Here is a 20,246-nt window from a genome sequence, read left to right as displayed (position 1 = left end):
AGGTATGTCAGAAAGGAATAATATGAATTCACTCATCATCGGATATGTGCTTGATTTGATTATCGGAGATCCTCAAGGATGGTTTCATCCTATAAGACTCATAGGGAATATGATTTGCTTTGTTGAGGACAAGCTGAGAAAATGCTGCAAAAATTCAAAGGAAGAAACAGCGGCAGGAGCGATATTATGGTTTTCGGTTGTTTTTACTTCATTTGTAATTCCATATGTAATTTTATATTTTGCATCAAAGGTTAGTTTTATGCTTGCATTAATTATTGAAGGATTAATGTGCTACTACATACTTGCAACAAAAAGTTTGAAGGATGAAAGTATGAAGGTTTATAAATCACTGAAAAGAAATGATTTAGCTGAAGCTCGTAATTATTTATCTTTTATTGTGGGCAGGGACGTGGAAAAGCTTAATGAAGTATCTGTTGCAAAAGCGGCTGTGGAAACTGTTGCAGAAAATGCATCTGACGGGGTTATTGCTCCAATGCTTTACATAATGATTGGAGGAGCTCCTCTGGGATTTATGTACAAGGCAGTCAATACTTTAGATTCAATGGTTGGATACAAAAATGAAAAATATATAAATATAGGCAGGGTTTCAGCCATAGCTGATGATGTTGCAAATTTCATTCCCTCAAGGATTTCAGCGCTTATTATGATCGCTGTGGCATTTATTACAGGCATGGATTACAAAAATGCCCTCAGAATCTATTTGCGAGATAGGTACAATCACAAGAGCCCAAACTCAGCACATACGGAATCAGTGTGCGCCGGAGCTCTGGACATAATGCTTGGAGGAGACAGCTATTACGGAGGCGCGCTTGTCAGCAAGCCGACAATAGGAGATGACATAAGAAAAATAGAAATAGAAGATATTAAAAGGGCTAATAGGCTTATGTACGCAGCATCTATGCTGACGTTGGCAACAGGTTCATTGCTTTACTACTTTGTTACAAGCTTATAAAATAGGAGAATACTATGAGTATAGAAATACATGGCGCCGACATATATACGGCGGCCGAAAAAAACGGTAGCGGGATAAATGAAATATTGGATTTTTCATCAAACATAAATCCTTTGGGTATACCCGATTCGGTTAAATCCGCCTGTATAAATTCAATTGAATATTCTAACAGGTATCCGGACATCAATTCTTCAGAATTAATCCGAAGTATTGCATCAGTCGAAAAAGTCCCGACCAGCTTTATTTTTGCGTCAAATGGAGCAGCAGAAGCCATATATCGTATTGCTTTTTTCTTAATGCCCAAAAAAGGCCTTGTTACTGCACCGGCCTTCAGCGAATATGAGAGCGCATTGAAAGCAGTCGGTGCAGATATTAACTATTACAATCTGGGTGAAGAATATGAATTTAAGATAAAGGATAACATATTAAATCATATAAATAATGATACAGATATTGTATTTTTGTGCAACCCCAATAATCCAACTGGGCAAATAACAGATATTAAAACAACAGAAAAAATAATTGACAAATGTATGAAGTCAGGGGCAACTGTGGTTATAGATGAATGTTTTCTGGATTTTGTGGAAAATAAAGAATCATTAAGTTCTGTCAGACTAATGAATAAATACAATAATCTTATTGTATTGAAAGCATTTACCAAAATATATGCTATTCCGGGGATACGCCTGGGTTATTGTATGTCTTCAAAAAGAGATGTTATTAATGGACTGAAATCGTCAGGGCCTCCCTGGAATGTTTCGAATATTGCACAGGCTGCGGGGATTGCGGCACTGAAGGAAAGAGAGTATGTAAGCAGGACTGTTTCGTACATAAAGGAGCAAAGAAATTACATGCTCAGTGAACTAAATAAGTTGAATATTAAGGCATATAATTCTAATGCCAACTATATATTGTTTAAAATTTTTAATGATGTGGATTTAAAGGAAGAACTGCTTAAAAAAAATATATTGATAAGAAGCTGCTCAAATTACAAAAACTTTGACAGAAGCTATTACAGAATTGCAGTGAAATCAAAGAATGAAAATAAACTTCTCATTAAGGCATTGTATGAAATAAGGGAGATGCTATGAAGAAGGTTTTAATAATAATAGACGGTTTAAGTGAAAAAAATATAGCAGAGCTGAATGATATGCAGCCTTTAGAATACGCATATACACCGTTTATTGATAAGATTATTTATGAAGGGTTCCGAACAAAAAAGATGTATTGCCCTGATGGAAGAGAGCCTGACAGCTTGGGGTGCATTTTATCAATACTTGGAGTTAACGGAAATCTTATTCCAAAAAACAGGGCATATCTTGAGGCAGTTGCGGAAAATATTGATGCAGGAGAAGATGAGGTTGCTCTGAGATGCAACTTAGTGAGCATTCAAGGCAACAAGCTTGAATCCTTTAACGGTGAGGGTCTTACAAGAGAAGAGATGCGTTCAGCTTCAGGGAATATAAAACCCGGGGGCATTAAATTTTATCACTTGAATGAATACAGAAATATTATCATTGCTGGGAAATCAGAAAAGCTTTTTTCTATTAAGGATATGCCTCCTCATGAAAACATAGGAGGCAGAATGGAGTGCTTGCTGAATCAGCTTGAAGGAATTAAAGAATTAAAGGAATTTATAAATGATAACAAATTTTCTGTGAGAGGTAAAAGCTATATGTTTTATCCCTGGGGCGTTGCGGATAAAACAGTACTGCCTTCGTTTCCTGAATTGTTTGGAAAGAGTTGTTCGTGCATATGCAGTGCTGATATTATGAAAGGTATAGCCAAATCTATGAAGATGGACGTTCCTGTTCTTAAAAGGGGAACGGGGGATGTTGATACAGATTTAAGAGAAAAAGCGGAAAATGCAATTAATGAGCTGAAAACTCATGATACAGTTATAGTTCATGTAAACGGAACGGATGAAGCTTCCCATAGAAGGGACATAAAAGGAAAAATAAATTTTATTGAAAAAATAGACAAAGAATTAATAAAAATAATTTACGAAAACATAGAAAATGCAAGTATGATTATTGTATCGGATCATCAGACCAGCAGCATAACAGGCAGGCATGAAACCGGCTTTGTTGATTATATATGCAGCGATAGGAGGAATTAAGATGGCAAAAGTAATAATGGTTCAAGGAACAACTTCAAATGCGGGCAAGAGCCTTATAACAGCCGCTCTGTGCAGAATATTGACGCAGGACGGATACAAAACGGCACCATTTAAGTCGCAGAACATGGCTTTAAACTCGTTCATAACAAAGGACGGATTTGAAATGGGAAGAGCACAGGTTATGCAGGCAGAAGCTGCCAGCATAGAACCGGATGTTAGAATGAATCCTATCCTTTTGAAGCCTACTGGGGAAAAGGGATCGCAGATTGTATTGAACGGAAAGGTATTCAAGGACATGTCGGCTGAAGAATATTATACTTACAAGGATGAAATGGTTCCTCATATTATCAAGTCTTACAGTTCACTAGCGGAAGAATATGATATCATAGTTATTGAGGGAGCTGGAAGCCCTGCGGAAATTAATTTGAAAGAACAGGATATAGTGAATATGGGCATGGCAAAAATTGCTGATGCACCGGTTATTATAGTTGGAGATATTGACAGAGGAGGAGTCTTTGCATCTTTGGCAGGAACAATGCTTTTGCTTGATGAAGAAGAGAAGGATAGAGTTAAAGGCTTCGTAATAAATAAATTCAGAGGTGACATAAAGCTTCTGGAGCCTGGACTGGATATGCTTGAGAATATTGTTGAGGTACCTGTGTTGGGAGTAGTGCCTTACATGAACGTTGATATTGATGATGAGGACAGCCTTTCTGAAAGGCTTGTGGAAAGTTGTGAGCACAGCATGATTGATATTGCAGTTATTAAGCTACCAAGGTTGTCTAATTTTACTGATTTCAATGTGTTTTCATTAATCAGCGGTGTTTCGCTCAGATATGTATCGTCTGTGAGAGAATTGGGTAGTCCCGATATGATAATTATACCTGGCACTAAAAACACCATAGAGGATTTAAAATGGCTCAGGCAGTCGGGATTAGAGGTAAAGATAGTAAGGCATGCCAAGGAAGGAAGAGCCGTGTTTGGTGTATGTGGAGGCTATCAGATGCTTGGTGATATAATAAATGACCCCGAGGGTGTAGAAGGTGGAGGAAGCATCAGGGGGTTAGGTCTGCTTAAGACTGTTACAGACTTTTCAGGCACAAAGACTACAGTGCGTTCGTCGGGAAAAATAGGTGATATAAAAGGCTTTTACAGCCTGCTTTCAGGCATTGATGTGGAAGGATATGAAATTCATATGGGCAATTCAAAGATAATGGAAGGACAGCCCTTATGTTTACTGGATGAAAAAAAAGACGGATGTGTCCGCAGCAACGTTGCCGGAAGCTATATCCACGGAATATTTGACAGCAGTCGAGTTGTTAATGCCATTGTAAGAACACTTGCAGAGCATAAGGGTCTATCATTAGAAGAAATCAGCGAATTTGATTTTAAAAAATATAAAGAAATTCAGTATGATAAATTAGCAGATAATGTTAGGAATGCTGTTGACATGGAACAAATATATAGAATAATAGGAATATAAAATGAAAAGAGCAGGGTGCTTTGATTTTTGATTAATGTAACTCTTGTTTGCAAAAAAAGCCGAAATTTGTATTTAGCGATTATCGGCTTTTATATTTATCCATTATTTTATTTATGCTCAATGTTTTTTCCAGATAGATGGAGAAAATAAAACCAATACCGGGAGAATCTCCAATCTTCCAACTATCATGCACATAGTAAAAACTATTTTGCTGATGTTTGAAAAATCAGCAAAGTTTCCCACTGGCCCTACGGCCCCCAATCCAGGTCCAATGTTGCTTATTGTGGCAATTACTGCTGTAAGTGATGTCTGGAAATCAAAATTATCCAACGATACAATAAGTACCGCAAAAATTATTATGATTATATATGCAAAGAAAAATATCAAAATGCTTTTTATGGTGTCGTCATCGACTGGTTTCCCGTCAATTCGTATTGTCTGAACTGAATTAGGATGAATCGTGTGCTTTATTTCATGAATCAATGTCTTAAAAAGTACCAAAATTCGTATTGACTTCATTCCGCCTCCAGTTGAGCCGGCACAAGCGCCAAAAAGCATCAAGGTTACAAGAATCGCTTTTGAAAACATAGGCCATAAATTGAAATCTGCCGTAACATACCCTGTAGTTGAAACGACTGTGGAAACGGCAAAGGCTGAATGTGTCAAGGCTTTAATTATATCGTAATCAAAATCATGAAGAACATTCAAAAATACAAGAAATATTGATATTAAAACATAGGATGCATATAAGCGAAATTCTTCGTTTTTAAATACTTTAAATATGTTTTTAAAGCTACCGCTAGTCAAAAACAAGTAATAAAGGGCAAAATTAACACCGAACGAAAACATTCCGAATATAATAATCCAATTTATCAATATGCTGTTGTAGGCTCCAATGCTCAGCGCCTTATTTGAAAATCCACCTGTTCCTGCAGTACCAAAGGCGTGAATAAAAGAATCAAAAGCTGGCATTCCTGCCATAATAAGAAGTATAACCATGGCTGCAGTCATGCTGGCGTAAATGATGTAAAGTATTTTCGACGAGTTTGAAAGCTTAGGCACGAGCTTACCAAATGTTGGTCCAGGGCTTTCTGCTCTCATTAAAAAAACTGAACGTGCTCCTAATAATGGAGCCAGAGCCATTGTAAATACAAGCACGCCCATACCACCTATCCAGTGTGTGAAGCTTCTCCAAAAAAGAAGTCCGCGGGGCATACCCTCAATATCTGTTAATATGCTTGAACCGGTTGTTGTAAACCCGGACGCAGTTTCAAATAAAGCATCTATGTATGAAGGTATGGAACCGCTTATATAAAACGGAAGTGCACCGGCTAAGGACATTACAAGCCAACACAATGCAACTGATGCATAGCCTTCTCTTTTTCTCATTTCATTTTCGTTAGTTTTAATATTTTTAAATAATAATCCGAAGATACCACATAATAATATTGCTATAATAAAAGCTTTTACCTCGTAGCTGCCATCAACAGCCGAGATTATCAGGGAGGGCATCATCAGAATGGATTCCCAAAATAACACTGTACCCACTATTTTTAGTACAATTTTAATATTCACTCTGAATACCTCTCATTAATTTTCTAAAATTTCACTTAAATCACTTATAAATCCTGTTTTAGTTACAACGATTACCTTATCACCTTGTTTGATGCAGTCATCACCGTATGGGATGATTATTTTCTTGTTTCGTACAATCGCTGCAATTAATATATCTTTCTTTAAATTAAGATCCTTAAGTTTGATATCGTTTAACTCAGGTGAATTTTTAGCTGTGAATTCAGCAACCTCCGCCTGGTCATCCAATATCTTGTACAACTTTTCAACAGCTATGCCCTGAGAGTTGTCCAAGGCTCTTACATACCTTAAAATGTTGTTCGCTGTTGTCAGCTTAGGGCTTATTATGCTGTCCAAGCCAAGTCTTTTAACTATTGGAATGTAATTGTGACGGTTAATTTTTAATATAACCTTTGGAACTCCGCATTGGTGTGCGTACAAAGATGAAATTAAATTTTCTTCGTCCATATCGGTTAATGAAATCATTGCATCTGCAGTTTGTATGTTTTCATTATCCAAAACCTCTTGATCCGTACCATCGCCGCAGATTATTAAAGCATTGTTAAGCATTTCGCTTAGCAGAACACATCTGCCCTTATTTATTTCAATAATTTTTGTATGCATTCCAAGTTCATTCAAAAGCCATGTCAAATATATTGCTATTCTGCTTCCACCAATTATTGTAACGTTTTTCGCTTTGTGTGAGCTTCTTCCTAAAAAACTGAAAAATTTAGAAATATCTCCTCTTTCTCCGATAACATAGACTGTATCGTTCAAATTGAATGTATAGTTACCATTTGGAATTATAATTTCATTGTTTGTTCTGACTGCGCAGAACAACACCTTTGATGGGAGCTTTTTAGTAAGATCCATAAGTTTTATATTTATTATTGGATCTGTTTCAAGCACACGGAACTCAACCATTTCCAGCATGTTGTTTGCAAAAGTTTCCACATTGGTCGCCGATGGGAATTGAACCATCCTTGCTAATTCATCTGCAGCATCCATTTCCGGATTAATAACCATATCAAGCTCAAGCTCCTGCTTAAGCATTTTGTATTCATTGGAATAATCTGTGTTTCTTATACGTGCAACGGTATGTTTTGCACCTAGTTTTTTCCCTATAACGCAGCATATCATATTTAATTCATCACCGTCGGTTACGGCAATGAGCAAATCAGCTCCATTTATATTTGCTTCCTTTAAAATTTCAGCACTTGCGCCGTTACCCCTGATGCACATTATGTCCAATGTTTCATCAGCGTGGTTCAAAACTACTGGGTTGTTATCAATTAGTATGACATCGTGTTCCTCGGTAGTCAGCTGTTGGGCTAACGTATATCCGACCTTTCCGCCTCCGACAATAATAATTTTCATATTTCCTCCGAACATTACAGGCTAAATATTAAGTTAATTTGTTTAGTAAAATACTATGTATTATATCATAAAATTGAGATTTTGCAAGATAATTCGCATTTTTTAACGTTAAAGTAATAAGTATAACAGATATAAACACCTTGCGTCATAAAACGGACGAAGCGTCAGATATTTGACGTAAACTTTGAAAGAATTACGCACTTACTATGTTAAATTTTGTTGGAACCAGGCTTTAGCAATCAATGATAACGTTTGGCATAGTTATTGCAAAAACATAAGTGAAAAACATAGACGCTTTTATGGCATAATTTTTGAGAGGAGAAAATAAATGAGAATTGAAAAACATCCAATCCTTGAGTTCCGCAGGAATAAGAAAATTTCATTTACATTTAATGGTGAGAAGATTGAGGGTTATGAAGGAGAAACAATAGCTGCAGCTTTGCATGCGGCAGGAGTTAAAGTTTTGGGTAAAAGTCTGTTTATGCACAGGCCGAGGGGATTTTACTGTGCAATAGGAAATTGCTCGTCTTGTTTAATGAAGGTAAACGGGGTGGCAAACGTAAAAACCTGCGTTACGGATCTTGAGGAAGGAATGGTGGTTGAAACACAGGAAGGCAAAGGAGAGATAATATGAGAGAGGCAGATTTGGTTGTAATAGGCGGAGGGCCTGCAGGATTGTGTGCCGCAATAAGCGCTGCTGAAAGCGGAGCAAGAGTATTAGTTATTGAAAGAAACAAAGTACTTGGAGGCCAGCTTGTAAAACAGACACATATGTTCTTCGGTTCTGAGAAACAGTATGCTTCTGACAGAGGTATTGACATTGCCGGAATGTTATTAAATAAATTAGGTTGTTTTAATAACGTCGAAATTCTGACGGAGACCACAGTTGTGGGGATGTATGAAGACGGGGTGATATCGGTTCTTCACAAGGAGGATGTGTATTATAAAATTAAACCTAAAGCAGTTGTAGTTTCAACGGGTGCTTTTGAAAAAGCTTTGGCTTTCCCTAACAATGATTTGCCGGGAATTTACGGAGCAGGTGCAGTGCAGACGCTCATGAATGTTCACGGCGTAAAACCCGGGGATAAAGTGCTGATGGTTGGGGCAGGCAACATAGGTCTGATTGTGAGTTATCAGCTTATTCAGGCCGGGGTTGAGGTAGCAGCAATTCTTGATGCAGCACCGCGAATAGGAGGGTACCTTGTTCATGCTTCTAAAATAAGAAGAATGGGTGTTCCGATACTTACGTCGCATACAGTTAAAGAAGCTATTGGAAAAGACTTTGTGGAAAAAGCTATAGTAAGCCAGGTTGATGAAAAATTTCGGCCGATTGCTGGAACTGAAAAAGAATTTGATGTTGATGTAATTTGCATATCCGTAGGGTTAACACCGCTAAATGAGCTGCTTTCTATGAGAGGATGTCAGATGAAGTATGTTCCTCAGCTGAGCGGGTTTGTGCCTATAAGAGATGAAAACTATGAAACAACTGTTGAATATGTGTTTGCCGCAGGAGATGCAACAGGTGTGGAAGAAGCCAGCGCAGCCATGGTTGAAGGTTATCTGGCAGGTTTGTGCGCAGCTTCAAAAATTGGATGCACACCTGATGATTTTGACGAAAGAAAAAGTGATTATGTTAAACAGTTAAATGATCTGCGCTCAGGTCCCGTGAGCAGACACATATTATCAGGAATTGAACAAATAGTTATATAACAGGAGGTTGTGATGTTCGAAAAAACAGGAATACCAAGTAAAGAAATGGTTACGGGCAAATTCCCTTCAATAGAAAGAATAAATAAAGGACCGGTTGCGGTTGTTGAATGCTACAAAGAGATTCCGTGCAATCCGTGTGAAACAGCATGTAAATTTAATGGAATCAATGTAGGTGATGACATAAATAACATTCCGGTTTTGAATATTGATAATTGCACAGGCTGTGCTGTATGCTTAAGCAAATGTCCTGGGCTTGCTATAATGGTTGTGGACGGTTCTAAATCTGAAGAAAACGTACAAATAAAGATTCCTTATGAGTTTCTTCCGCTTCCTGAAAGGGGCGATATTGTAAGAGGTTTGGACAGAGAAGGGAAATATGTTGCGGATGTAACGGTTGTTAATGTTTTAAACCCAAAATCTTTTGATAGGACTCCGGTAATAACCATAGAAGCTGACAGAAAATATATTTATGAATTAAGAAATATTCAGGTGGAGGCATAGATGGACGAAAATACTATAATTTGCAGATGTTCGGATGTTACATTAAAGCAGGTCAGAGATCTTATAAATGATGGCTATGTGACATATGATGAAATAAAAAGAATTACTCGTATCGGTATGGGCCCGTGTCAGGGAAAAACCTGCGGTCAGCTTGTAATGAGAGAAATAGCCAATGCAACCGGGCAAAACATTAAGGATGTAAAATTCCAGACGACAAGACCTCCGGCAGTGGGAGTTAAGCTGGGACTTATAGCAGAGGAGGGAAGAAGAAATGAAGAATAGTGCAGAGGTGGTAATTATAGGTGGCGGCATATCAGGATGTTCTACTGCCTATAACCTGGCAAAAAAAGGCGTTAAAAATATTGTTGTGCTGGAGAAAAACTATATATGCAGCGGCTCTACTGGTAGGTGCGGTGCAGGCGTTAGAATGCAGTGGGGAACAGAGATGAACTGCAAAATTGCCAAAAAAAGCATTGAATTTTACGAACATGCTAATGAAATTCTTGAATACGACAGAGATGTTGAGTTCAAACAAAGCGGATATTTGCTGATAGCAGATAATGAAAAGGAAATAGAGCAGTTTAAAAAAAATATTGTAGTTCAGCATGAGTGCGGTATACCATCAAGCCTTCTTACGCCGGAGGAAGCAAAAAAAATAGTTCCGTACTTAAATACAGACATGCTTAAAGGCGCTGCTTATTGCAGCAAGGATGGATTCTTGAATCCATTTAAGACCACAGACGCATTTTACAGGGCAGCTAAAAGGTTAGGTGTGAAATTTAACACCTTTACCGAAGTAACAGGCATAATAAAAGAAAAAGGTAGAGTTACAGGTGTAGAAACAAACAAAGGGGTTATACACACAAATATTGTTGTTAATGCAACCAATGCATATTCAAAAAGTATTTGTGATATGATCGGACTAGGTATACCAGTATATTCTGAAAGACATCAGATATTGGTTACTGAACCTGTTGAACCTATGCAGGAACCAATGGTAATGTCATTTGGGCTTAATCTTTATGTGCAGCAGTCGCCTGAAGGGTCATTTATAATGGGTAGAGGTGATAATAGCGAGCCAAGAGATTTAAGAATTACTTCAAGCTGGCATTTTGCAGAGGAGATGGCAAAGACTATTGATGCTGTATTGCCTCCGATTTCCAAATTAAGAGTAGTGAGGCAGTGGGCGGGATTATATAACATGACGCCTGATAAGCAGCCTATTTATGACAAAGCAGAAAATGTGGAAGGTTTTTATCTCGCTGTAGGTTTTAGCGGACATGGCTTCATGTTTGGGCCTATAACAGGGGTAGCCATGTCTGAAATGATATTGGGTGAAAAGCCGACAGTGGACGTGAGCATGCTTAACCTTGATAGGTTTAGGACTGGAAACCTTATACTTGAACCTTCTGTTGTTTAGATTGTATTGCAGTTAAAGGAGCACCTGCAGTCATTTGCGTTGTTTCTAACTAGTTAGAACGACTAATTGATATTAAAATGATTTGATTTTTGTTATGTTTGGCTTTATAATAAAATATAGGCGGACAATTTCATTCAGCATATGTTTTTTAAATAGGTAATCGTTCGCAACTACTATGAGAGGTGAAAAATGAGGAAAAAGTATTTGGATAAGCTTGTGAATATTTTGCAGAAAAATAATATGGATGCCATTCTAATTGCACCTTCGGAAGAAATGGAATTCATAATGGGGCATAACACACATCTTTGCGAAAGATTTCAAGCATTAGTTATTAAAAAAGACGGAACATATTTTTACATATGCAACCTGCTAACGGTTGACGAGGTTCAGGCTGTCTTGGGTCCGAATATAAAAGTTTATGGATGGTTTGACGGAGATATATTTACGGACACAGTCAAAAAAGCATTTGAAGAAAACGACCTTATAGGAAAAGTTATCGGAGTAAACTCTACTGAAAGGGCATTTTTAGTTCTCCAGATAATGGATGCGATGGATGTCAAATTTGTAAACGGAAAGCCGCTGCTGGAAGAAATGAGAATGATTAAGAATGATGAAGAGCTTGAGAACCTCAGAATGGCTGCACGAATTACAGATGAATCATATGAAGAACTTTTAAAATATATTAGACCTGGAATAAAAGAAGCTGATATTGCAAGAAAAATGAACGAAATATTTAAGGAAAAAGGTGCAGATGAAGGATTTACAATGGTTTGTTCAGGGCCTAATTCGTCATATCCTCACTACAATTCTGACCAGAGGGTAATTCAGGAAAAAGACGTTATAATTCTTGACTGGGGATGCAAGTATAAAAATATGTGTGCTGATATGTCAAGAACTGTATTCGTAGGAGATATTACAGAGGAAGAAAGAAAAGTATATGAAATTGTACTGGCGTCTCAGGAAGCAGGTGAAAAGTCTGCTGTTGAAGGAGCATATATACCGGATGTAGACAAGGCGGCAAGAGAAGTTATCGAAAAATCCGGATATAGTAATAATTTCTTCACCAGACTGGGACACGGTATAGGATATTCAGTGCACGAAGCGCCGGATATTAAGGCAAGTAACAAGAGAAAGCTTGAAAAAGGAATGGTTTTCAGCATAGAGCCGGGAATCTATATAGCAGGAAAGTTTGGTATGCGCATAGAAAATATTGTGGCTGTTACCGAGAACGGCAATGAAGTGCTGAACAAAGCGACAAAGGAAATTCAAATAATTAAGAAATAATAAAGAAATAACAATTATAATGAGGATTTGCATATGCTGCAGATTCTCATTATTAATTTTATGCCCTTCATTTGAATTCTAAGTTAACAAACACTTGTAAAATATTGATGTATTAATTATAATTAAATATATTATAATCAAAGGAGAGCAAAATGGATTTTAAGGAAGCTGCTTTACAACTGCATAAAAGCAATGTGGTTGTCGACACTCATCTTGATCTTGCAGGCGAAATATACAACAGGTACCTTGCGGGTGAGAAAGAAGTAATTAAAAATAAATATTTAAGCAATTTCAAAAAAGGGGGATTCAATATTATTGTATCTTCTTTGTTCATAGATGATATATTTTTGCCGGAAATGGGATTGAGAGTTGCGTTAGGTCAAATAAGAGCGCTGATGGAAGATATAGAGACGTTAAAGGGAGAGGTTATTCTTATAAAGACAAAAAAACAGATGGAAGATGTAATAAAAGAAAATAAAATAGGAATAATGCTGTCTTTTGAGGGCTTAGATCCAATAGGGAATGATATTGGGCTTTTAAAAATATTTTATGAACTTGGTGTACGCGCAGCCGGTCTTGTATGGAGCAGAAGGAACTACGCGGCTGATGGTTGCAGTTTTAATCCAGTTGAAGAAGGGCAAAGAGGCGGGCTTACAAAATTTGGAGTAAACGCTGTGAAAGAGATGGATGAAATGAATATGTTGATTGACGTAAGCCACTTAAACGACGAAGGATTTTATGATGTTTTAAAATTTACTGAGAAGCCATTTATAGCTTCCCATTCAAATTCAAGAAACATTCATGGAAGGATGCGAAATTTAACAGACGAACAAATTAAAATTATAGGTGAAAGAGGCGGCGTAATAGGGATAAACGCATACAAAAATATTGCAGGAGTTAAGGATGGAGAAAACCCTGTTAAAAAGTTGGCCGACCATATTGAGCACATGGTTAACCTTGTTGGGGCAAAACATGTTGGATTTGGATTCGATTTGTGCAATGGTTACTATGAAAGCGAATTGAAGTTTAAATTTGAACCGTATAATAATGACAGCCTGAATTCCCATGCGGAGGCTGTATTAATAACTGAAGAGCTTTTAAGAAGAGGTATGTCAGAAGAAGATGTGAAATTAATTATAGGCGGAAATTTCTATAGAATATTTAATGATATGCTTCAATAATTGAAAAGGAATGGATGAGAGAATGAAGTATTTTATTAAAGAATGGGTTGTACCTGTTGTAATAGCTCTGGTAATAGTAATATTTTTGAACAAATTTGTATTCATATTGGTTACCGTGCCAACGGGCTCTATGGTGGGTACAATTATGCCCGGAGACAGACTTTATGTTAATGAATTGTTTGATATAAAAGATGCGGAGCGGGGAGATATATTAGTGTTCAAATCGGATGAGCTTGATGAAAAAAGATTGGTTAAAAGATTGATAGGGCTCCCAGGGGAGACAGTCGAGGTTAAGGAAGACGGCAGTGTGTTTATCAACGGAGAAAAATTAGATGAACCTTATGTTACTAAAGCCGAAGGCGAAGAAAAAGTATTTAAAGTTCCGGAGAATTCTTACCTGTTTTTTGGAGATAACAGACCTATTTCATATGATGCACGTTATTGGGAAAATCCATATATAGACGGGAGCAAAATAATAGGAGATGTTAAATTTAGATTTTTCCCCTTTACCAGAATAGGTAAAGTTGAATAAATCTAAAAATTAACTAATATTTGAATATTGAACGTTTATTAAGTTTGATTCTTATTAATAAATAAAGTGGAGGAGTATGATGAAAAGAGTACTAGATGGATTAAAACCAGAAAAGGTATTTTACTATTTTGAGGAAATATCGAAAATTCCAAGAGGATCCGGAAATGAAAAACAAATTTCGGACTACTTGTATAACTTGGCAAAGTCCAAGAACTGGGATGTTGTTCAGGATGATTATTTAAATATCATAATAAAAAAACCTGCCTCAAAAGGGTATGAAAATGCACCAGTTGTTATGCTTCAGGGGCATATGGATATGGTTTGCGAAAAAAATGAAGGCATTGAACATGACTTTGAAAAAGATCCTATAAAATTAAGAGTTATTGACGGAAATATTTATGGCACGGAAACAACTTTGGGTGCAGATAACGGAATTGCTGTTGCATATGCGCTATCTATACTTGATTCGGATGATATTAAGCATCCAGCATTGGAAGTTTTGATAACCGTTGATGAAGAAAAAGGAATGAGCGGTGCGGAAAATGTAGATGCCAGTTTGTTTAATAGCAAGTATTTGTTAAATCTTGACAGCGAGGAAGAGGGCGTTTTTACCTGCGGATGTGCAGGCGGATGCGGTGTAGATTTTAAAATACCTGTCATTCAACAGAAAACTAAAATGCAAGCATATAAGCTTATCGTTAAAGGGCTTCAGGGAGGTCATTCAGGTTCGGATATTGATAAAGAAAGAGGAAATGCCAATAAAATTCTGGGAAGAATTCTCTATGATTTATATGATATTGTTGATTTAATAAGCATAAACGGAGGTTCAAAGGGAAATGCCATACCTAGAGAGGCACATGCGTTTATCGCTTCAAGCAATATTGAGCAAGTACAAGAAAAAGTAAATTGTTGGAATGAAATCTTAAGAAACGAATATTCATTTACTGATAAGCAAATAGAGATTCTATTGGAAAAATCTGATTCAGAAGAACATCCTTTAGAAAAAGATATATTTAAAAAAGTTGTAAGCGCCATCAATTTAATACCTAGCGGCGTTTTGTCCAAAAGCACTGTAATAGATTTGGTAATAAGCTCAAATAACCTTGGAGTTATAACACAGAATGATAAATCCATAATATTGAACAATCAGGTAAGAAGTTCAGTAAAATCACTAATAACAAATAACGTGGAATATGTAATGAAGCAGATTGGAGAGGCTTTAGATATTGAATGCGTGATCGGAGGGTGTTATCCGGGATGGGAATATGCCAAGGAATCTAAAATAAGGGACATTTGCACAGAAGCCTATCGCGATATTTTTGGTAAAGAACCTGTTGTGGAAGCTATTCATGCAGGTCTGGAGTGTGGTCTGCTGATGGGTAAAATACATAATTTGGATGCAATTTCAATGGGCCCAGATGCATACGACGCACATTCTCCCAATGAACATGTAAGCATTAAGTCTACTGAAAATGTCTATAATTTGCTCTTAAAAATTCTAGAAAAAATTAAATAAACCAATACTTGTTTTACGTAAGCAAGCATTGTCTTTATATTAACTACAAAAATATTGTTTTGAATGTATAGAGAATGCTTGCTTTTCAACTTTCTATGGTTAAATTTGAATATAAATTCATCAAATTCAATTTTTACTATATGCAATTAACTAAAAATACCAGCAAATTGAATTCGTTAACATCATTGAAAAAAACGATTTCGTTACATAAATAAACGCTAGTGGTATAAAAATAAATATATTGAAATGTATTAGTTTCTATGTTATAATAACCTACACATTTAGCTAAGAGAGGAGAAAGAAAAGTGGTAAAATATATAGTAAAAAGAATTATTTCAGCATTTATTACTATATGGTTTATTTTGACTTTGACATTCATTTTAATGAACAGCATTCCAGGTGACCCGTTTTCATCAGGAAAGGCTTTGCAGCCGGAGGTCGAAGCAGCAATCAAAGCAAAATACGGGTTGGACAGACCTATAATTGAGCAATATTTTACTTATTTAAAAAATTATGCACACGGAGATTTCGGTGTCTCATTCAAGAAAATAGGTTTAACAACAAATCAAATAATTGGTGATGGGTTCCCATATTCGCTGAAAATCGGAGCATGGTCATCGTTATTTATAATAGTGGCGGGCATATCTTTCGGGATAATATCGGCACTTAAACAAAATAAGATTCCTGACAGAATAATGATGGTAGTTTCAACATTGGGAGCAACTATACCGAGTTTCGTTTTTGCTACAATGTTCATTTATATATTTAACAGGAAGTTGGGCTGGGTGCCTTCCTTCGGTGCCGGTACATGGAAGCATTATATCGGTCCTGTTCTTTGTATAGGTATGTTTTCGCTTGCGTATGTAACAAGACTTACAAGGACTTCGGTTCTTGATGTTCTGCAGCAGGACTACATAAGAACTGCAAGGGCAAAAGGATTATCCGAAGGCGTTGTAATTGTAAAACATGCTTTAAGAAATGCGCTTATCCCGGTTGTAAGCTATCTTGGGCCAATGATAGCAGGTCTTATTACTGGATCATTTGTAGTTGAAAAAGTATTTGGTATCGCAGGAATAGGTTCGCTGTTTACAACAAGTATTATGAACAGAGACTATACTTTAATTATGGGTATCACAGTGTTTTTTGGTATATTTATAGTAATTGCGACTTTAATAGTGGATATTCTTTATGTTTTCATAGATCCGCGTATTAAGTATGATTAGGAGGAACTTATAGATGGAAAACAATTTTAAAATGTCTCCTGATATGTGGACGCCTTTGGAGAAATCAGAAAAGGATGCGGAAGGTGTATCCAGACAAAGTCTTACATTTTGGCAGGATGCGGCAAGAAGATTAAAACAAAATAAAGTTGCAATGATTTCACTGGTTATTGTTGCTATTATGATTTTGGCATGTGCTTTTGTGCCGATGTTTTATCCAATAACTTACGAAGATCAGGTTTTGGACTTTTCAAATATAGGCATTATGCTTGACATATATGAAGTGGACGGAAATTATTTCTATATGAACGGCGAATATTATCTTTTGGACATCACAAAGGATGGAGAACTTCTTCAGAAACATCCACTTGTTAAGGATGACGTGCAGAATAAAAGGTATATTTATGATTTTAGCGGTAAAGAGGTAATTGTCGATTACAGTCCGTACTTTAATGCCAAAGTTGAATATAACAGCTTGGAAAAGAAAGCAAGAAAAGATCCTACGATAGACTTGACTGAAGCAAAATTCAACCTCGACAATGCGAAAAGAGTTGAGCTTACTGTTGAAGGCACAGAAATAAAGCCTGTTGATACGGTTCACAACAAGACGTATATATTTGGCACAGACAATCTCGGAAGAGATATGTTCATAAGAATACTTCACGGAGGCAGGATATCATTCATAGTAGGTTTTGTCGCTGCATTTGTTAATTTCATCATAGGGGTTCTGTACGGAGGTATATCAGGATATATCGGAGGAAGAACAGACAATCTAATGATGCGTGTCGTTGACGTAATAAACGCCATACCTACACTTTTATATGTTATACTCCTGATGGTTATAATGGGAAGTGGTATGACACCTATAATTGTTACACTGAGTATAACCTACTGGCTAAGTATGGCTAGACTTGTAAGAGGACAGGTTCTTGGACTTAAGGAACAGGAATTTGTATTGGCAGCACAGTCTTTGGGCGCATCAACAAACAGAATAATGTTAAGGCACCTGATTCCTAATATGATGGGGCCGATAATGGTTTCTGTAACCATGCAGATACCGAACGCCATATTTACTGAAGCTTTTTTAAGTTTCGTAGGTTTAGGAGTTTCAGCTCCTCAGGCGTCTTGGGGTTCACTGTGTAATGATGCATTGCTGACATACATGACATATCCGTACCAATTGTTCTTGCCGGCTTTTGCAATATCAATAACAATATTGGCGTTTAATTTATTTAGCGACGGTTTAAGAGATGCTCTTGACCCAAAACAAAGAAAGTAAAGTGAGGTGTAAAAAATGTCAGAAAAATTATTAGAAGTTAAAGACTTAAGGACATCATTTTTCACTCACTTAGGCGAAGTAAAGGCTATAAGAGGCATAAGCTTTGATGTTGAAAAAGGAGAATCCTTAGGTATAGTAGGTGAGTCAGGAAGCGGTAAAAGCGTTACCTCTTTATCTATTATGAGACTATTGTTATATCCAGGTAAAATTGTAGGCGGAGAGATACTGTTCAATGGAGCTGATATAGTAAAAAAATCAAACAGAGAAATGATGGGCATCAGAGGAAATGAGATTGCAATGATATTTCAAGACCCTATGACATCATTGAATCCTGTTTATACAATAGGAAATCAAATTACCGAAGCGATTATGAAGCATCAGAAATTATCGAAAAAAGATGCAAATGAAAAAGCTTTGGAAATGCTGAAGCTTGTTAATATACCGGACCCTGAAAAGAGAATAAAGAACTATCCTCATGAGTTTTCGGGAGGTATGAGACAAAGAGCTATGATAGCAATAGCTCTGTCTTGCGAACCTGAATTGCTAATTGCAGATGAGCCTACTACGGCTCTTGACGTTACGATTCAGGCACAGATACTTGATTTGATGAAAACACTGAATTCTAAGCTTGACACATCAACAATGCTTATAACTCATGATCTTGGAGTTGTTGCTGATGTTTGCTCAAGAGTAGTTGTTATGTACGGCGGTCTCATAATGGAAAAAGGGAGCATAAAAAATATTTATTATGAACCGAGGCATCCGTATACTATGGGATTGCTAAAATCAATACCAAAAGTAGCTTCCGATGAAAAACAAAGGCTAATTCCAATAGCAGGTACTCCTCCTGATTTATTGCATCCTCCTACAGGATGTCCGTTTTATGCAAGATGTGAGTATGCTATGCGCATATGCAACCAGGAGCAGCCTCCGTATTTTAAAACAGCAGATGGGCAGCACGAATCAATGTGCTGGTTACTCCACCCTGAAGCTCCCAGAAATGAAGAGTATGAACGATTGAAGGGAGGAGTAAGAATTGGAAAATAAGGAAATATTGATTGAAGTTAAAAACTTGAAAAAATATTTTATAAAAAATAAAGGATTTATACAAAAAAAACTTGAAATAACGAAAGCGGTTGATGACGTATCTTTTTATATAAAAAATGGAGAAACACTGGGGCTGGTTGGTGAGTCCGGTTGCGGTAAATCAACTACTGGACGTACTATTTTGAGACTTTACGAGCCTACGTCAGGAGAAATACTGTATAACGGAAAGGATATTGCAAAGTTAAACATAGAACAGCTTATGCCGTATAGAAAGAAAATGCAGATGATTTTCCAGGACCCGTATGCATCATTGAATGCCAGGATGACGGTTTCTGATATAATTGGGGAACCCATGGATATACATCATCTGGCTTCCGGAAAAGAGCGTCAGGAAAAAATTTATGAGTTGCTTGATACAGTAGGGTTGAATAAGGATCATGCTGCGCGTTACCCTCATGAATTCTCCGGAGGACAGAGACAACGTATAGGTATTGCCAGATCATTGGCCGTTGATCCAGAATTCATAATATGTGATGAGCCGATTTCGGCTCTTGACGTTTCTATTCAGGCACAGGTTGTAAATATGCTTGAAGATCTGCAGGAAGAAAGAGGATTGACGTACCTGTTTATAGCTCATGATTTGTCTATGGTTAAACATATATCAGACAGGGTAGGGGTTATGTATCTCGGAAGCCTTGTGGAGGTTGCAAAAAGCAGTGAACTGTATGCAAATCCGGTTCATCCGTATACTCAGGCTCTGCTGTCTTCAATTCCTATACCTGATCCAGACATAGCAAAAGCATCAAAAAGAATCGTTTTAGAAGGAGACGTTCCGAGTCCTGTAAATCCGCCTTCAGGCTGTAAATTCAGGACAAGATGCAGGTATGCAACAGATATATGCAAAGAAGTGTCGCCTGAACTTAAAGAAGTCGAAAAAGAACACTTTGTAGCATGTCATTTGGTAAATAAATAATGATGTTTTCATCCTTTATGCAATGTGTTAAAAGTATAACTCTTGACATATTGCATAAA

Annotated in this window: 19 protein-coding genes; 17 read left to right on the top strand and 2 right to left on the bottom strand. The window is 36.9% G+C overall.

All coding sequences use genetic code 11. The features are described from left to right. The first annotated feature begins 22 nt into the window (after window positions 1-22). Genes cbiB through ACS3UD_RS07845 form a run of 4 tightly spaced genes read left to right on the top strand, consistent with a single transcriptional unit; the run spans window position 23 to window position 4,575 of the window. A complete protein-coding gene (gene cbiB, locus ACS3UD_RS07860) occupies window positions 23-973 on the top strand; it encodes an adenosylcobinamide-phosphate synthase CbiB (RefSeq protein WP_308137006.1) in 951 nt (316 codons plus the stop codon). Window positions 974-987: 14 nt separating this feature from the next. After that, window positions 988-2,064 carry a threonine-phosphate decarboxylase CobD gene (cobD, locus tag ACS3UD_RS07855; RefSeq protein ID WP_308137007.1) on the top strand — a complete coding sequence of 359 codons (1,077 nt, stop codon included), beginning with the start codon at window positions 988-990 and terminating at the stop codon, window positions 2,062-2,064. Next, window positions 2,061-3,092 carry a phosphoglycerate mutase gene (locus ACS3UD_RS07850; RefSeq protein ID WP_308137008.1) on the top strand — a complete coding sequence of 344 codons (1,032 nt, stop codon included), beginning with the start codon at window positions 2,061-2,063 and terminating at the stop codon, window positions 3,090-3,092. The genes cobD and ACS3UD_RS07850 overlap by 4 nt, the downstream gene beginning before the upstream one ends. A 1-nt stretch (window position 3,093) precedes the next feature. Further along, window positions 3,094-4,575, top strand: coding sequence for a cobyric acid synthase (locus tag ACS3UD_RS07845; RefSeq protein WP_308137009.1), 1,482 nt, complete (start codon window positions 3,094-3,096; stop codon window positions 4,573-4,575). Window positions 4,576-4,692: 117 nt separating this feature from the next. Here the strand turns inward: ACS3UD_RS07845 and ACS3UD_RS07840 are convergent, their stop codons facing one another. Both ACS3UD_RS07840 and trkA read right to left on the bottom strand, forming a co-directional pair. Then, entirely contained in the window at window positions 4,693-6,150 is a 1,458-nt protein-coding gene (locus ACS3UD_RS07840) for a TrkH family potassium uptake protein (RefSeq protein WP_308137010.1), read from the bottom strand. A gap of 15 nt (window positions 6,151-6,165) precedes the next feature. Continuing rightward, a complete protein-coding gene (gene trkA, locus ACS3UD_RS07835; RefSeq protein WP_308137011.1) occupies window positions 6,166-7,524 on the bottom strand; it encodes a Trk system potassium transporter TrkA in 1,359 nt (452 codons plus the stop codon). A 328-nt stretch (window positions 7,525-7,852) separates the two neighbouring features. Between trkA and ACS3UD_RS07830 the strand changes: the two genes are divergently transcribed. The 13 genes from ACS3UD_RS07830 (at window position 7,853) to ACS3UD_RS07770 (ending at window position 20,187) form a co-directional block, all read left to right on the top strand. Continuing rightward, the gene (locus ACS3UD_RS07830) at window positions 7,853-8,158 is read left to right on the top strand and encodes a (2Fe-2S)-binding protein (RefSeq protein ID WP_308137012.1); all 306 of its coding nucleotides are present in this window, start codon (window positions 7,853-7,855) and stop codon (window positions 8,156-8,158) included. After that, entirely contained in the window at window positions 8,155-9,234 is a 1,080-nt protein-coding gene (locus ACS3UD_RS07825) for an NAD(P)/FAD-dependent oxidoreductase (protein WP_308137013.1), read from the top strand. The genes ACS3UD_RS07830 and ACS3UD_RS07825 overlap by 4 nt, the downstream gene beginning before the upstream one ends. Before the next feature lie 12 nt (window positions 9,235-9,246). Next, window positions 9,247-9,735 (top strand): 4Fe-4S ferredoxin, encoded by a 489-nt coding sequence (locus tag ACS3UD_RS07820; RefSeq protein WP_308137014.1) that lies wholly within the window; start codon window positions 9,247-9,249, stop codon window positions 9,733-9,735. Next, window positions 9,736-10,017: a (2Fe-2S)-binding protein gene (locus tag ACS3UD_RS07815; protein WP_308137015.1), complete on the top strand. Its 282-nt coding sequence runs from the start codon at window positions 9,736-9,738 to the stop codon at window positions 10,015-10,017. Next, window positions 10,007-11,155 carry an NAD(P)/FAD-dependent oxidoreductase gene (locus ACS3UD_RS07810; protein ID WP_308137016.1) on the top strand — a complete coding sequence of 383 codons (1,149 nt, stop codon included), beginning with the start codon at window positions 10,007-10,009 and terminating at the stop codon, window positions 11,153-11,155. The genes ACS3UD_RS07815 and ACS3UD_RS07810 overlap by 11 nt, the downstream gene beginning before the upstream one ends. A 189-nt stretch (window positions 11,156-11,344) precedes the next feature. After that, window positions 11,345-12,439, top strand: coding sequence for a M24 family metallopeptidase (locus tag ACS3UD_RS07805; RefSeq protein ID WP_308137017.1), 1,095 nt, complete (start codon window positions 11,345-11,347; stop codon window positions 12,437-12,439). 152 nt (window positions 12,440-12,591) lie between these two features. Continuing rightward, window positions 12,592-13,620, top strand: coding sequence for a dipeptidase (locus ACS3UD_RS07800; RefSeq protein WP_308137018.1), 1,029 nt, complete (start codon window positions 12,592-12,594; stop codon window positions 13,618-13,620). A gap of 22 nt (window positions 13,621-13,642) precedes the next feature. Further along, window positions 13,643-14,152, top strand: a complete 510-nt coding sequence (lepB, locus tag ACS3UD_RS07795) for a signal peptidase I (protein ID WP_308137019.1) — start codon at window positions 13,643-13,645, stop codon at window positions 14,150-14,152. A gap of 79 nt (window positions 14,153-14,231) precedes the next feature. Next, window positions 14,232-15,668: an aminoacyl-histidine dipeptidase gene (locus tag ACS3UD_RS07790; protein ID WP_308140103.1), complete on the top strand. Its 1,437-nt coding sequence runs from the start codon at window positions 14,232-14,234 to the stop codon at window positions 15,666-15,668. Window positions 15,669-15,973: 305 nt separating this feature from the next. Beyond that, window positions 15,974-16,891 carry an ABC transporter permease gene (locus ACS3UD_RS07785; RefSeq protein ID WP_308137020.1) on the top strand — a complete coding sequence of 306 codons (918 nt, stop codon included), beginning with the start codon at window positions 15,974-15,976 and terminating at the stop codon, window positions 16,889-16,891. Window positions 16,892-16,904: 13 nt separating this feature from the next. After that, window positions 16,905-18,167, top strand: a complete 1,263-nt coding sequence (locus ACS3UD_RS07780) for an ABC transporter permease (RefSeq protein WP_308137021.1) — start codon at window positions 16,905-16,907, stop codon at window positions 18,165-18,167. A gap of 15 nt (window positions 18,168-18,182) precedes the next feature. Next, the gene (locus tag ACS3UD_RS07775) at window positions 18,183-19,214 is read left to right on the top strand and encodes an ABC transporter ATP-binding protein (protein ID WP_308137022.1); all 1,032 of its coding nucleotides are present in this window, start codon (window positions 18,183-18,185) and stop codon (window positions 19,212-19,214) included. Continuing rightward, the gene (locus tag ACS3UD_RS07770; protein ID WP_308137023.1) at window positions 19,204-20,187 is read left to right on the top strand and encodes an ABC transporter ATP-binding protein; all 984 of its coding nucleotides are present in this window, start codon (window positions 19,204-19,206) and stop codon (window positions 20,185-20,187) included. Before ACS3UD_RS07775 ends, ACS3UD_RS07770 begins: the two co-directional genes overlap by 11 nt. Window positions 20,188-20,246: the final 59 nt, after the last annotated feature.

This window comes from Sedimentibacter sp. LTW-03, assembly GCF_052059825.1.
Classification (GTDB): domain Bacteria; phylum Bacillota; class Clostridia; order Tissierellales; family Sedimentibacteraceae; genus Sedimentibacter.
Note: the sequence above shows the minus strand (reverse complement) of the source record. Positions and strands in the feature narration are given on the sequence as shown.

Bases quoted from the DNA above. Each gene is read 5' to 3' on its own strand.
- ACS3UD_RS07820 (WP_308137014.1), top strand. From the start codon at position 9,247: ATGTTCGAAAAAACAGGAATACCAAGTAAAGAAATGGTTACGGGCAAA.
- ACS3UD_RS07845 (WP_308137009.1), top strand. From the start codon at position 3,094: ATGGCAAAAGTAATAATGGTTCAAGGAACAACTTCAAATGCGGGCAAG.
- ACS3UD_RS07800 (WP_308137018.1), top strand. From the start codon at position 12,592: ATGGATTTTAAGGAAGCTGCTTTACAACTGCATAAAAGCAATGTGGTT.
- ACS3UD_RS07830 (WP_308137012.1), top strand. From the start codon at position 7,853: ATGAGAATTGAAAAACATCCAATCCTTGAGTTCCGCAGGAATAAGAAA.
- ACS3UD_RS07790 (WP_308140103.1), top strand. From the start codon at position 14,232: ATGAAAAGAGTACTAGATGGATTAAAACCAGAAAAGGTATTTTACTAT.
- ACS3UD_RS07815 (WP_308137015.1), top strand. From the start codon at position 9,736: ATGGACGAAAATACTATAATTTGCAGATGTTCGGATGTTACATTAAAG.
- cobD (WP_308137007.1), top strand. From the start codon at position 988: ATGAGTATAGAAATACATGGCGCCGACATATATACGGCGGCCGAAAAA.
- lepB (WP_308137019.1), top strand. From the start codon at position 13,643: ATGAAGTATTTTATTAAAGAATGGGTTGTACCTGTTGTAATAGCTCTG.
- ACS3UD_RS07850 (WP_308137008.1), top strand. From the start codon at position 2,061: ATGAAGAAGGTTTTAATAATAATAGACGGTTTAAGTGAAAAAAATATA.
- ACS3UD_RS07775 (WP_308137022.1), top strand. From the start codon at position 18,183: ATGTCAGAAAAATTATTAGAAGTTAAAGACTTAAGGACATCATTTTTC.
- trkA (WP_308137011.1), bottom strand. From the start codon at position 7,524: ATGAAAATTATTATTGTCGGAGGCGGAAAGGTCGGATATACGTTAGCC.
- cbiB (WP_308137006.1), top strand. From the start codon at position 23: ATGAATTCACTCATCATCGGATATGTGCTTGATTTGATTATCGGAGAT.
- ACS3UD_RS07780 (WP_308137021.1), top strand. From the start codon at position 16,905: ATGGAAAACAATTTTAAAATGTCTCCTGATATGTGGACGCCTTTGGAG.
- ACS3UD_RS07810 (WP_308137016.1), top strand. From the start codon at position 10,007: ATGAAGAATAGTGCAGAGGTGGTAATTATAGGTGGCGGCATATCAGGA.
- ACS3UD_RS07825 (WP_308137013.1), top strand. From the start codon at position 8,155: ATGAGAGAGGCAGATTTGGTTGTAATAGGCGGAGGGCCTGCAGGATTG.
- ACS3UD_RS07805 (WP_308137017.1), top strand. From the start codon at position 11,345: ATGAGGAAAAAGTATTTGGATAAGCTTGTGAATATTTTGCAGAAAAAT.